This is a genomic window from Mycolicibacter hiberniae (assembly GCF_010729485.1).
Taxonomy (GTDB): domain Bacteria; phylum Actinomycetota; class Actinomycetes; order Mycobacteriales; family Mycobacteriaceae; genus Mycobacterium; species Mycobacterium hiberniae.
This window is the reverse complement of record NZ_AP022609.1, coordinates 3,186,016-3,198,475: the sequence shown is the minus strand read 5'-3', so window position 1 is coordinate 3,198,475 and position 12,460 is coordinate 3,186,016. Positions and strand designations below refer to the sequence as shown.

General features: G+C 68.0%; 11 protein-coding genes. 4 read left to right on the top strand and 7 right to left on the bottom strand.

Annotation, left to right across the window (positions count from 1 at the left end):
• Genes G6N14_RS15190 through G6N14_RS15180 form a run of 3 tightly spaced genes read right to left on the bottom strand, consistent with a single transcriptional unit; the run spans window position 1 to window position 3,250 of the window.
• Window positions 1-1,185 (bottom strand): thiolase family protein, encoded by a 1,185-nt coding sequence (locus G6N14_RS15190; RefSeq protein WP_085136305.1) that lies wholly within the window; start codon window positions 1,183-1,185, stop codon window positions 1-3.
• Window positions 1,185-2,249, bottom strand: a complete 1,065-nt coding sequence (locus G6N14_RS15185; protein ID WP_085136306.1) for a thiolase family protein — start codon at window positions 2,247-2,249, stop codon at window positions 1,185-1,187. Before G6N14_RS15185 ends, G6N14_RS15190 begins: the two co-directional genes overlap by 1 nt.
• 8 nt (window positions 2,250-2,257) lie before the next feature.
• Complete coding sequence (locus G6N14_RS15180) at window positions 2,258-3,250, bottom strand: Zn-ribbon domain-containing OB-fold protein (RefSeq protein ID WP_085136307.1); 993 nt, start codon at window positions 3,248-3,250, stop codon at window positions 2,258-2,260.
• 58 nt (window positions 3,251-3,308) lie between these two features.
• Between G6N14_RS15180 and G6N14_RS15175 the strand changes: the two genes are divergently transcribed.
• On the top strand, window positions 3,309-4,340 hold the full coding sequence (locus G6N14_RS15175; RefSeq protein WP_085136308.1) for an LLM class F420-dependent oxidoreductase: 1,032 nt from the start codon (window positions 3,309-3,311) through the stop codon (window positions 4,338-4,340).
• A gap of 32 nt (window positions 4,341-4,372) precedes the next feature.
• Here the strand turns inward: G6N14_RS15175 and G6N14_RS15170 are convergent, their stop codons facing one another.
• Window positions 4,373-5,098 (bottom strand): acetoacetate decarboxylase family protein, encoded by a 726-nt coding sequence (locus G6N14_RS15170; RefSeq protein ID WP_109559863.1) that lies wholly within the window; start codon window positions 5,096-5,098, stop codon window positions 4,373-4,375.
• Window positions 5,099-5,138: 40 nt separating this feature from the next.
• Between G6N14_RS15170 and G6N14_RS15165 the strand changes: the two genes are divergently transcribed.
• On the top strand, window positions 5,139-6,356 hold the full coding sequence (locus G6N14_RS15165) for a cytochrome P450 (RefSeq protein ID WP_085136353.1): 1,218 nt from the start codon (window positions 5,139-5,141) through the stop codon (window positions 6,354-6,356).
• 73 nt (window positions 6,357-6,429) lie between these two features.
• Here G6N14_RS15165 and G6N14_RS15160 read toward each other — a convergent pair whose 3' ends face one another.
• From G6N14_RS15160 to G6N14_RS15150, 3 genes are all read right to left on the bottom strand, one after another.
• Window positions 6,430-7,305, bottom strand: coding sequence for a type IV toxin-antitoxin system AbiEi family antitoxin (locus G6N14_RS15160; protein ID WP_085136310.1), 876 nt, complete (start codon window positions 7,303-7,305; stop codon window positions 6,430-6,432).
• Window positions 7,306-7,484: 179 nt separating this feature from the next.
• Window positions 7,485-8,456, bottom strand: a complete 972-nt coding sequence (locus G6N14_RS15155; protein WP_085136311.1) for an NAD-dependent epimerase/dehydratase family protein — start codon at window positions 8,454-8,456, stop codon at window positions 7,485-7,487.
• Window positions 8,456-9,256 carry a crotonase/enoyl-CoA hydratase family protein gene (locus G6N14_RS15150; protein ID WP_085136312.1) on the bottom strand — a complete coding sequence of 267 codons (801 nt, stop codon included), beginning with the start codon at window positions 9,254-9,256 and terminating at the stop codon, window positions 8,456-8,458. The genes G6N14_RS15155 and G6N14_RS15150 overlap by 1 nt, the downstream gene beginning before the upstream one ends.
• A gap of 69 nt (window positions 9,257-9,325) precedes the next feature.
• On the opposite strand from G6N14_RS15150, the gene G6N14_RS15145 reads away from it, so the two are divergent.
• A complete protein-coding gene (locus G6N14_RS15145) occupies window positions 9,326-10,978 on the top strand; it encodes a medium/long-chain-fatty-acid--CoA/3-oxocholest-4-en-26-oate--CoA ligase (protein WP_085136313.1) in 1,653 nt (550 codons plus the stop codon).
• A gap of 64 nt (window positions 10,979-11,042) precedes the next feature.
• Window positions 11,043-12,458 carry a WS/DGAT/MGAT family O-acyltransferase gene (locus G6N14_RS15140; protein ID WP_085136314.1) on the top strand — a complete coding sequence of 472 codons (1,416 nt, stop codon included), beginning with the start codon at window positions 11,043-11,045 and terminating at the stop codon, window positions 12,456-12,458.
• Window positions 12,459-12,460: the final 2 nt, after the last annotated feature.

Sequence of the window (12,460 nt, the reverse complement as noted above, 5' to 3'; positions counted from 1 at the left end):
TCAGTTGGCGGGTTTGTCGGCCGGCTTGTCGGCGGCGACCACCCACATCGAGTAGTACTGCGAACCGCCGCCGTAGGCGTGGCCCAACGCTTTACGCGCATTCGGAACCTGGTGATCGCCGGCCTTGCCCATCACCTGGATCGCCGACTCGGCGAACCGGATCATGCCCGAGGCGCCGATCGGGTTGGACGACAACACACCGCCGGAGGCGTTCACCGGCAGCTTCCCTCCGATCGCGGTCTCCCCGGCCTGGGTGAGCTTCCAGCCCTCGCCGGGAGCCGCGAAGCCAAGGTTCTCCAGCCACATCGGCTCGAACCAGGAGAACGGCACATAGATCTCCGCGGCGTCGATCTCATCGATCGGGCTGGTGATCCCGGCCTCTTTCCACAGCGCGGCCGCGGCATCGCGGCCGGCCTGCGGATTGACCTGGTCGCGCCCGGCGTACGCCAGCGGCTCGGTGCGCAGCGCGGTCGCGTGGATCCACGCCACCGGCTCGCCGGCGTCGATGCGGGCCTGCGCGGCGGCTTCGTCGCCGATCACGATCGCGCAGGCACCGTCCGACGACGGGCAGGTCTCGTCGAAACGGATGGGGTCCCAGAGCATCTGGGAAGCCATCACCTTCTCGACGGTGATGTCGGGCTGGTGCAGGTGGGCCAGCGGGTTGCGGGCGCCGTTGAGCCGGTCCTTGACCGCGACGATCGCGCCGATGTCGGACGGGGCCCCGGAACGGCGGATGTAGGCGCGCACGTGCGGAGCGAAGTAACCGCCGGCGCCGGCGCCGACCGGCTTGGTGAACGGCACCGGGATGCTCAGCGCCCACATGGCGTTGGACTCCGACTGCTTCTCCCAGGCCATCGCCAGCACCCGCCGGTACTTGCCGGACTTCACCAGGCTGGCCGCCACCACCGCGGTCGAGCCGCCCACCGAACCGGCGGTGTGCACCCGGATCAGCGGCTTGCCGGTGGCGCCCACGGCGTCGGCCATGAACAGCTCGGGCATCATCACGCCCTCGAAGAAGTCCGGCGCCTTACCGACCACCACGGCGTCGATGTCGGCAAACGTCGAGCCCGAATCGGCCAGTGCCCGGTCGATGGCTTCGCGCACCATGCCGTTCATCGACACGTCCTGGCGCTTGGCGACGTACTTGGTCTGTCCGGTGCCCAGCACCGCAGCGAGTTGGGCCATCAGTTGCGTCCTTCCATCACCGCGACCAGGTTCTGTTGCAGGGCAGGCCCGCTGGTGGCGTGCGCCAGCACCCGGCTGGCCGAACCCGAGAAGATGTGCTGGGCGGCAAAGCCGATGCGCTCCAGCCCCGCGACAAACATCGGGTTCGCCGCCAGGGCTCCACCGGACGGGTTCACCTTGGTCTTCGAGGGCAGTCGCATGGACTCGGTCAGGATCAGATGCTGATGGGTGAACGGAGCGTGGATCTCGGCGACGTCCACGGCGGGCATCTCATCGCCGGTGGCGGCCTGTGCCGAGGCGGCGGCCGAGGGCGACCGGGTCAGGTCGCGGCTGCCCAGTACCGGGGACTCGATCCGGTGTTCGAAACCGGTGATCCAGGCTGGGTTTTCGCACAGCTCACGGGCTTTGTCGCCGGCGGCCAGCACGATCGCGGCGGCGCCGTCGGTGATCGGGGCGATGTCGTGCCGGCGCAGGGGGTCGGCGAAGAAGGGTCGCTGCAGCAGTTCGTCGAGGCTGTCGGTCGACTCCACCGAATCCACCCGTTCGGCGACGGCGAAGGTGTCCAGCGCCACGCGGGCCATCTGCTCAGCGGTCCACTGGCCGCCGGACAGGCCCAGTCGGGCCTGCAGTGCGGCGATCGACACCGAGTCCGGCCATAGCGGGGCGACGGTGTAGGGGTCGGTCTGCAACGCCAGGACCCGGCGCAACTGGCCGGCCGAGGACTTGCCGAAACCGTAGGCCAAGGCGGTGTCGACCTCGCCGGTCAGGACCTTGATGTAGGCCTCGTACAGGGCCCAGGCGCCGTCCATCTCCACGTGCGATTCGTTGATCGGCGGAACGGCGCCGATCGAGTCGATCGCCGAGATGAAGGAGAACGCCCGGCCGGCCAGGTAATCCGACGAACCCGAGCACCAGAAGCCGATGTCGGTCTGGGCGATACCCAACTCGGCATACAACTGGGCGAAACACGGCATCAACATCTCGACGCCGTTGGTGGTTCCGTCAGTGCGGCGGACGTGCGGGGCGTGGGCGAAGCCCACCACCGCGACATCGCGTTGCGTCATGCTGCCCCTCACAGGTGGTGTTTGTAGGTGTCGTAGTCGGCGTCCGGTTCGCCGGTGGGCCGGAAGTACTCGATGTTGTCGATGCCCAGGCCCCACTGATCGCGGGGCTTCCACACCGCCTCGACGCGCAGGCCCATCCGCACCTCGTGGGCGTCGATGTCTGACACCAAGTGCAGGAAGGGGATGTCCGCACCGTCGAGCAGCACGTAGGCGGCCACATACGGCGGCTTGATCCGCTGGCCGGCGAACGGGATGTTGATGATGGCGAAGGTGGTCACCGTGCCCCTGTCGGGCAGCTCCACGAAGGTGTCCAACTGCAGTCCGGTAGCCGGATCGGCTTCGCGCGCAGGGAAATACACCTTGCCGGTCTCACCGGTCCGGGCGCCCAGCAGCTTGCCCTCCTGCAGGGCCAGCAGGTAGGCGCTCTCCGGGCGCGACGCGCTGTGCTGGATCTCGATGCTGCTGGGAACCACCACCATGGTCACCGGGTCGCGCTCGTCGGGGGTGTCGGAGACCGGTTCGGGGTCCTCGCCGATCGCGAAGTAGGCGATGTCGGTGATCGCTCCGACGGTCTCGTCGGCCCAGTGCGCGTGCACCCGGGTGCCGACACTGATGGCCTTGGGGTTCTCGGCCGCCACCGCGTGCAGCATCGGCACGTCGGCGCCGTCGAGCTTGATCAGCGCCCAGGCGAACGGGGTGTCCAGCGGTTGGCCCTGCAGCGGCTCCGGCTGCCAGGACCATGACACGACAGTGCCGACACTGGCCACCGGTACGATCTCGGTGAGCGGCTCGTAGCTGACCGGATCGTATTCGGCCGGGGGAACGTAGACCCGCCCGTCGGAACCACGGACCCCGACGATGCGGCGCTCACGCAGAGCGGTGAAGAATGCGCCAAGGGTTGGGCCGACTGAACGCGTGTAGTCAAAGGACAACTTCAGCGGCGCAGACAGCGGCGGTTCATGCTCATCGATCTGCGCGCGGTGGCTTTGGCTGGCAGTCACGGCATCGAGTAGAACAGGTTCTAACAATGGTGGCAAGCAGGCGAGCGAGGAGCCGAGGATGAAGCTGGGACTGCAACTGGGATATTGGGGCGCGCAGCCGCCGGCCAACCACCGAGAACTGGTGACCGCCGCCGAGGACGCGGGATTCGACTCGATTTTCACGGCCGAGGCCTGGGGTTCTGACGCCTACACGCCGCTGGCCTGGTGGGGCTCGTCGACCTCACGGGTTCGACTGGGCACCTCGGTGGTGCAGCTGTCGGCGCGCACCCCGACCGCCTGCGCGATGGCCGCCTTGACGTTGGACCACCTGTCCGGCGGCCGCCACATCCTGGGGCTCGGCGTGTCCGGACCGCAGGTGGTTGAGGGCTGGTACGGCCAGCGCTTCGCCAAGCCGCTGGCCCGCACCCGCGAGTACATCGACATCCTGCGCCAGGTGTGGGCCCGCGAGGCCCCGGTGACCAGCGCCGGCCCGCACTACCCGCTGCCGATCAGCGGTGAGGGCACCACTGGGCTGGGCAAGGCGCTCAAGCCGATCACCCATCCGCTGCGTGCCGACATCCCGGTGATGCTCGGTGCCGAAGGCCCGAAGAACATCGCGCTGGCCGCCGAGATCGCCGACGGGTGGCTGCCGATCTTCTACGCGCCGCGGCTGGCCGACATGTACAACGAGTGGCTCGATGAGGGCTTCGCCCGGCCCGGGGCTCGGCGCACCCGGGAGGACTTCGAGATCTGCGCGACGGCCAACATCGTCATCACCGACGACCGCGCGGCGGCGTTCGCGGCCATGAAGCCCTACCTGGCGCTCTACATGGGCGGGATGGGCTCTGAGGAAACCAACTTCCACGCCGAGGTCTACCGCCGGATGGGTTATGCGGAGGTGGTCGACGACGTGACGAAGCTGTTCCGCAGCAACCAGAAGGACAAGGCCGCACAGGTCATCCCCGACGAGCTGGTGGACGATGCCGCGATCGTCGGCGACGTCGACTACGTGCGGAAGCAGATCGACGTCTGGGCGGCCGCGGGCGTGACCACGATGGTGGTCAGCGGCCGCAGCGTCGAGCAGATCAACCAGCTGGCCTCGCTCGTCTAGCGCGGGGCGGGGCTCGGCGGCGCGGTGCCGATTTAGGCGCTGAGGACCTCAGCGTCGCCGAACGTCATCTCGACGCGGCCCACGGTCGAGGACAGCATCGGCCGCTTGGGCAGGCCCAGTGCGGCCAGTTCGCGGGCATACGGGTGGGTGCCCAGCCGCAGCTCGGCGCCGCCGAGGGCCCAACGCACTTTGGAAACCTTCATCTCCCAAGGGATTTGACGGGCAACACCATTGAGATGGCTGAACGCCTGCAGCGTCCGTGGCCGAGACGTGAACAGCCCCGGGACCGGCAGGCCGCGGGCGAACTCCATGGTGGCGATGTGCTGACCGTCGGCGGCGACGTCGAAGCCCAGACGTCGGCCGTCACGAACGGTGAAGTCCGCCATGATCTTCGGGAATCCCCAGATCGTGCGCCCAGCCTCGAGAGTGAACTCCTGGTCCACCGGCAGGTGGTGGATGAACGCTCCGGCAGAGCCCAGGGCCCGCCAGCCGCTCGCCTCGCTACCCGGCGGGTTGACCATCACCGCCGTGCCGAATTCGAGGTAGCGGCCCAGGTCGCCGTCGAGGTAGCGGGCCAGCATCAGGTTCACCACCGCCCGTCCCGGCTGGTGCTGGAAGACCTGCAGGCCGCTGTAGTCGATCATCGCCTGCGTCGCGTCCGCGGGCACCGAGAACATCGCGGTATGCACATCCGCGTGACGGACGCGGACCGGCATGGTAAGCACAGTGCCAGCGATGGTGTGCTGCGAAAGAACCATGACTCCCACTGTAATCCGGAGGACGCCCATGACCGAGGTAATGGCCGATGTCGCGCCGACCACCAAGCCGGATATCGACCTGACCAACGGAACTTTCTACGCCGACGGCGGTGCGCGCGCCGCCTACCGGTGGATGCGGGCATGCGAGCCGGTGTTCCGGGATCGCAACGGGCTGGCCGCGGCGTCGGCCTACCAGGCGGTGATCGACGCCGAGCGCACTCCCGAGGTGTTCTCCAACGCCGGCGGCATCCGTCCCGACCAGCCGGGCTTTCCGTACATGATCGACATGGACGACCCCGCGCACCTGTTGCGGCGCAAGCTGGTCAACGCCGGGTTCACCCGCAAACGCGTGCACGCCCAGCTGCCGTCCATCGAGACACTGTGCGACACCTTGATCGACGCGGTCTGCGAGCGCGGCGAGTGCGATTTCGTCCGCGACATCGCCGCCCCGCTGCCGATGGCGGTGATCGGTGACATGCTCGGGGTGCTGCCCGAACAGCGCAGCATGCTGCTGAAGTGGTCCGATGACCTGGTGTGCGGGCTGAGCTCGCACCTGGACGTCGAGTCGGCCACCTTCCAAGCCGTCATGGAGGCGTTCAGCGCCTACACCGCGTTCACCATGGACCTGATCGGCAAGCGTCGCGCCGAACCCGCCGACGACCTGTTCTCCATCCTGGTCAACGCCGAGGTGGACGGGCAGCGGATGAGCGACGATGAGATCGTGTTCGAGACGCTGCTGATCCTGATCGGCGGCGACGAGACCACCCGGCACACCCTGTCGGGCGGCACGGAGCAACTGCTGCGTCATCGCGACCAGTGGGAGATGCTGCAACGCGAACCCGAGCGGGTGCCGGTGGCGATCGAGGAGATGCTGCGGTGGACCTCCCCGGTGAAGAACATGTGCCGCACGCTGACTCGCGACATCGAGTTCCACGGCACGCAGCTGCGTGAGGGCGAGAAGATGCTGCTGCTGTTCGAGTCGGCCAACTTCGACGAGACGGTTTTCGACGAGCCGGAACGCTTCGATGCCACCCGAGACCCCAACAGTCACGTGGCATTCGGCTTCGGCACCCATTTCTGTCTGGGCAACCAGCTGGCCCGGCTGGAGCTGCGGCTGATGACGCAGCGGGTGCTGCAGCGGCTGCCCGACCTGCGCCTGGCCTCCGGCGACCCCCTGCCGCTGCGCCCGGCGAACTTCGTCAGCGGTCTGGAGTCGATGCCGGTGGTGTTCACGCCCAGCAAGCCCCTGCTTAGCTAGCGGCACCAGCCGCTTCGACCGCCCTAGCCGCCTCGACCGACCCGGCCGGCTCGGCCGCCCGGCGAGCGTGTAATCAGCCCGGAAATCCGGGTTGTTTCGCGGTCTCAGTGCACGCTCGGCGTTCCCAGGCATTGCTGACACGGGCGATGATCCCGGCTTCGGTGTCTTCCCGGGTGATCCGCAGGTCGATCCAGCCCAGATCGGTCACGGTCTCGTGGCGGCGGATGTCCCGGTGGAACTGCCGTGTGCTGGTGCGGTGGTGGTCGCCCTCGTAGTCCAGGCCCAGTTTGATCTCCGCCCAGCCCATATCCAGCACGGCCACCAGTTGTCCCCACTGGTCGTGGACGGGCAGCTGGGTCTGCGGCGGCGGGAATCCCGCTCGAATCAGCAAGAGCCGCAACCACGTCTCGCGGGGTGACTCGGCGCCGGCGTCGATGAGTGCCAGGGCCTGCCGCGCACGCCGGATGCCGCGCCGACCCGCATAACGCCGGGCGATCATGTCGGCGTCGGCCGTGGTGAGTCGGGTCGCCCGGGCCAGTGCGTCGATGGCGGCCACCGCCTTTCCGGCCGGATAGCGGCAGGCCAGGTCCACCGCGGTGCGCGCCGGGGTGGCGACCGGCATGCCGTCGATCAGCTGGACTTCGTCGGGCCGAACCCGGTCCGACCAGGTTCGCACCCCGGGCGGTGGCCGTCGGCAGTCGTAGAGCAACTCGGCGGGGGCGTGGTCGTCGACCCACTTCGCGCCATGCAGTGCGGCGGCGGACTGACCGGCGATCACCCCGCGACGACGCGACCACAACCACGCGCCCTGCGCCCGCGGCACGGCGGTGAGCGCCGTGCCGCGCGGCACGTAGACATCCGGGTGGACTGCGACGAACCGACTGCTCAGCGCATACTTCGTCAACCGTCCCGCGGCGACGGCCTCGCTGCCTAGAAAGGGCTCACCCATGCCGGGAGTCTGCCGACGACCACCGACACAACCCCGAGCGTGTACTCAGACCGAAAAGACGCCGGAAAAGTCGGGCTGATTACACGTTCGGCGAGCAGGAGGGGGGTGTAGGCGAGCAGGAGGGCGCGTTGGAGGCGAGCAGGGGCGAGTAGCAGGCGAGCAGGCGAGCCTGCGGCGCGCTACGCCTGCAGCGACGCGATGATCGCCTCGGTCGGCGACCGCCACGCCAGGCCCAGATCGGCCAGCGTGGCCGAGTCGTCGGTCGGGGTGGCCGACGTCAGCAACCAGGCCGCTTCGTAGCTCAGCGACTCGGGCAGCGGCAGCAGCTTGCTGGCCAGATCACTGACACGGCCGATGCCCTTGAAAACACTGGGGGCCACCGGGATTCGCCGCACCGGCTTGCCCAGGCCCCGCTCGACGGCGCTGATCATCTCGTCGAAGGTGACCATGATCCCGCCGCACAGGTAGCGGTGCGGACCGCGGCCGGGCCGCATCAGCGCCTCGTGCACCAGGCCGATGTCGCGGACATCGACCATCGCCATCCCGCCACGCACCACCGGCGCCACCCGGTACTTCACGATCGGCGCCCAGCCCCGCTCGGTGACGCCCGGTGCGGTGTGAAACGCCGGGCCGACCACGCTGGAGGGGTAGGTGACCACGACCGGGGCGCCCTCGTCCTGCAGCCGGCGCGCGACCCGCTCGCCGTAGGCCTTGGTTCGGGCGTAGGCGCTGCGGCCGGGCACGGTGGGCGAGTCCGGGCCGATGATCCCGTTCGGCGGCGGGAACAGCGCACTGTAGGAACTGACCGACACCACCGGGTCCAGGCCCGCCGACACCGCACGGGTCAGGATCGCCTCGGTGGCGTAGGCGTTGATGTCCCACATCAGCTTTTCCTGGCGATCGTTGGTGCCGACCACCCCGGCGGCATGCAGGACCGAGTCGCAGCCGTCCAGCAGCGCCGCCACCACGCCGGTGTCGCGGATGTCGCCGTCGAGCACCTCCAGGGCGCCCAGCTCACGCAGCCGGGGGATGACGGGCTCGGCGCCGCAGCCGGGCGCGACCAGAAGCCGTACCGAATGTCCGGCTTCCAACAGCGTCTTGACGGTGTGGGCGCCGAGATAGCCGGTGCCTCCGGTGACCGCGACCTGCATCAGCGGTTCTTGAACTGCGGTTTGCGCTTCTCGGCGAAAGCCCGCGGGCCTTCCTTGGCGTCCTCGCTCAAGAACACCTTGATGCCGATCTTCGTGTCGATCTTGAAGGCGTCGTTCTCGTGCATGCCCTCGGTCTCGTGGATGGTGCGCAGCATCGCCTGCACGGCAAGCGGCCCGTTGTTGTTGATCTGCTCGGCGATCTCCAGAGCCTTGGTCAGAGCCTGACCGTCGGGCACCACGTGGCCGATCAACCCCATCTCCAGGGCCTCGGCGGCGGTGATGTGGCGACCGGTGAACAGCAGGTCGCAAGCCATGGTGTAGGGAATCTGGCGAACCAGTCGCACCGCCGAGCCGCCCATCGGGTACAGGCTCCACTTGGCCTCGGAGATGCCGAACTTGGCGCTTTCGCCGGCGATGCGGATGTCGGTGCCCTGCAGGATCTCGGTGCCGCCGGCGATAGCCGGGCCCTCCACCGCGGCGATCAGCGGCTTGGTCAGGCGGCGGCCCTTGAGCAGGCCGTCGATGCGTGAGGGGTCGTAGCTGCCGTCTTTGAAGGAGTCGCCGGGGGCCTTCTTGTTGGCGGACTTGAGGTCCATGCCGGCGCAGAAATAGCCGCCCGCACCGGTCAGGATGCATGAGCGGATGTCGTCGTCGTTGTCCACCCGGTCCCACGCCTCGACCATGATCGCGAGCATTTCGCCGGACAGGGCGTTGCGCACCTCGGGCCGGTTCAGCGTGACGATCAGGGTGTGTCCCCGCTGTTCAAGCAGGGCGTGGGGCTGCTCTGACGACTCGGACACCGGCGTCCGCCTTTCCGGGTTGGATCCTCGACTTGAAATCGAAATGTAACACGTTCTAGTTTGTGTGTTGTGGCTCTCAACATCGCCGACTTAGCCGAACACGCCATCGACGCCGTCCCCGATCGGGTTGCCCTGATCTGCGGGACCGAACAGCTGACCTATGCGCAGCTGGAGGAGAAGGCCAACAGGCTGGCCCACTACCTGATCGAGCAAGGCGTCAAGAAGGACGACAAGGTCGGCCTGTACTGCCGCAACCGCAACGAGATCGTCGTGGCGATGCTCGGCATCATCAAGGCCGGCGCCATCCTGGTCAACATCAACTTCCGCTACGTCGAGGGCGAACTGCGCTACCTGTTCGACAACTCCGACATGGTCGCCCTGGTGCACGAGCGCCAGTACGCCGATCGGGTGGCCAACGTCTTGCCCGACACCCCGAAGGTCAAGACCATCCTGGTGGTCGAGGACGGCAGCGACCTGGACTGTCAGCGCTACGGCGGGGTGGAGTTCGAGGCCGCGCTGGCGCAGAGCTCGCCCGAGCGTGACTTCGGTCCCCGCAGCGCCGACGACATCTACCTGCTCTACACCGGCGGTACCACCGGGTTCCCCAAGGGGGTGATGTGGCGCCACGAGGACATCTACCGCGTGCTGTTCGGCGGCACCGACTTCGCCACCGGCGAGCCGATCGCCGACGAGTACGACTTGGCCAAGCAGGCCGCCGCCAACCCGCCGATGGTCCGTCACCCGATTCCGCCGATGATCCACGGCGCGACCCAGTCGGCCACCTGGATGTCGCTGTTCAGCGGCCAAACTGTGGTGCTGGCACCGGAATTCGACGCCGACACGGTATGGCGCACCATCCACGACCACAAGGTCAACCTGCTGTTCTTCACCGGGGATGCGATGGCGCGTCCGCTGCTGGATGCCCTGTTGGCCCACCAGGACGCCGGCAACGAGTACGACTTGTCGTCGCTGTTTCTGCTGGCCTCCACCGCGGCGCTGTTCAGCCCGAGCATCAAGGAGCGGCTGCTGGAGCTGCTGCCCAACCGGATCATCACCGACTCCATCGGGTCCTCGGAGACCGGTTTCGGCGGCACCAGCATCGTCGCCAAGGGTGAGGCGCACACCGGCGGGCCGCGGGTCACCATCGACAAGAACACGGTCGTGCTCGACGACGACGGCAACGAGGTCCAGCCCGGTTCGGACGTGCGGGGCATCATCGCCAAGCGGGGGCACATCCCGGTCGGTTACTACAAGGACGAGAAGAAGACCGCCGAGACCTTCCGCACCATCAACGGAGTGCGGTATGCGATCCCCGGCGACTTCGCGCAGGTCGAGGCCGACGGCACCGTGACCATGCTGGGCCGCGGGTCGGTGTCGATCAACTCCGGCGGGGAGAAGATCTACCCCGAAGAGGTCGAGGCCGCTCTCAAGACCCACCCGGACGTCTTCGATGCGCTGGTGGTCGGGGTGCCCGACGCCCGCTACGGCCAGCATGTCGCCGCGGTGGTGCAGGCCCGCGGAGACGCCCGGCCCTCGCTGGCGGAGATCAACACCTGTGCGCGTACCGAGATCGCCGGCTACAAGGTGCCCCGCAGTCTGTGGTTCGTCGACGAGGTCAAGCGCTCCCCGGCGGGCAAGCCGGACTACCGCTGGGCCAAGGAGCAGACCGAGGCCCGGCCGGCTGATGAGGTGCACGCCAAGCACGTGACGGTCGAGAACTAGATTCACCGAATCTTTTGCCGGGGAGCCGCCCCCGGCGAGCCGGTGTCCGGGCTACTCTCTTTCGATGCAGCGACTTTCGGGCGTGGACGCCGCGTTCTGGTCTGCCGAAACGGCGGGCTGGCACATGCACATCGGTGGACTCGCGGTCTGTGACACCACCAATGCGCCGAACTACAGTTTCGAGCGGGTCCGCGAGCTGCTGATCGAGCGACTGCCGCAACTGCCGCAGCTGCGCTGGAAGGTCACCCCTGCCCCGCTGGGTCTGGACCGGCCGTGGTTTGTCGAGGACGACGACCTCGACATCGACTTCCACCTGCGACGAATCGGCGTTCCCGCGCCGGGCGGCCGGCGTGAGGTCGAAGAGCTCGTGGGGCGGCTGATGTCCTACAAGCTGGATCGCTCCCGCCCCTTGTGGGAGATGTGGGTGATCGAGGGCGTCAGCGGCGGCCGGGTCGCGACCCTGACCAAGATGCATCACGCGATCGTCGACGGTGTCTCGGGTGCAGGGCTGTTCGAGATCATGCTGGACATCACGCCGGAGCCTCGGCCTGCGCCGCCGGCGGCCAGCGGCTCGTCGAATGGTGCTGCCATGCCCAGCTACGAGCGCCGTGTGGTCGAGGAGTTGGTCAACGTCGCCGTCAAGACGCCGTACCGGATCGGCCGGCTGCTGCAGCAGACCGTCCGCCAGCAGATCGCCACCGTGGGGCTGGGGCTGCCCCGCAAACCCCCGCGGTACTTCGATGCGCCGGTGACCCGGTTCAACGCCAGCGTCTCGCCGCACCGGCGGATCAGTGCCGCCCGCATCGAGCTCGCCCGGATCAAGGCTGTCAAGGACGCCTACGGGGTGAAGCTCAACGATGTCGTACTGGCCATCGTGGCCGGCGCCGTCCGCCAGTACCTGGGCGAGCGCGGTGAGCTGCCCGACAAGCCGCTGGTGGCCCAGATCCCGGTGTCGACCCGTACCGAGGAGAGCCAGGGAGAGGTCGGCAACAAGGTCAGTTCGATGACGGTGTCCATGGCCACCGACATCGAGGGAGCGGCGCAGCGGCTCAAGACCATTCACGCCAACACCCAGAGCGCCAAGCAGATGGCCAAGGCGCTGTCGGCCCATCAGATCATGGGGCTGACCGACACCACGCCGCCTGGGCTGCTGCAACTCGCCGCGCGTGCCTACACCGCGACCGGACTGTCGAACCGGCTGGCCCCGATCAACCTGGTGGTCTCCAACGTTCCGGGACCGCCGGTTCCGATCTACATGGCCGGGGCCGAACTGGAGTCACTGGTCCCGCTGGGTCCGCCGGTGATGGACGTCGCCCTGAACATCACCTGCTTCTCGTACCGGGATCACCTCGACTTCGGATTCGTGACCACGCCGGAAGTCGCCGAGGACATCCACAAGATGGCCGACGCCATCGAGCCCGCGCTGGCCGAGTTGGAGCGCGACATCGACCGGGGCAAGAACCGGACCGGCCGGCACTGAGC

What these genes read in the sequence shown, in the direction of transcription:
- G6N14_RS15190 (WP_085136305.1), bottom strand. Translation starts at nt 1,185, where the DNA reads ATGGCCCAACTCGCTGCGGTGCTGGGCACCGGACAGACCAAGTACGTC.
- G6N14_RS15175 (WP_085136308.1), top strand. Translation starts at nt 3,309, where the DNA reads ATGAAGCTGGGACTGCAACTGGGATATTGGGGCGCGCAGCCGCCGGCC.
- G6N14_RS15185 (WP_085136306.1), bottom strand. Translation starts at nt 2,249, where the DNA reads ATGACGCAACGCGATGTCGCGGTGGTGGGCTTCGCCCACGCCCCGCAC.
- G6N14_RS15170 (WP_109559863.1), bottom strand. Translation starts at nt 5,098, where the DNA reads ATGGTTCTTTCGCAGCACACCATCGCTGGCACTGTGCTTACCATGCCG.
- G6N14_RS15155 (WP_085136311.1), bottom strand. Translation starts at nt 8,456, where the DNA reads ATGCAGGTCGCGGTCACCGGAGGCACCGGCTATCTCGGCGCCCACACC.
- G6N14_RS15140 (WP_085136314.1), top strand. Translation starts at nt 11,043, where the DNA reads ATGCAGCGACTTTCGGGCGTGGACGCCGCGTTCTGGTCTGCCGAAACG.
- G6N14_RS15160 (WP_085136310.1), bottom strand. Translation starts at nt 7,305, where the DNA reads ATGGGTGAGCCCTTTCTAGGCAGCGAGGCCGTCGCCGCGGGACGGTTG.
- G6N14_RS15165 (WP_085136353.1), top strand. Translation starts at nt 5,139, where the DNA reads ATGGCCGATGTCGCGCCGACCACCAAGCCGGATATCGACCTGACCAAC.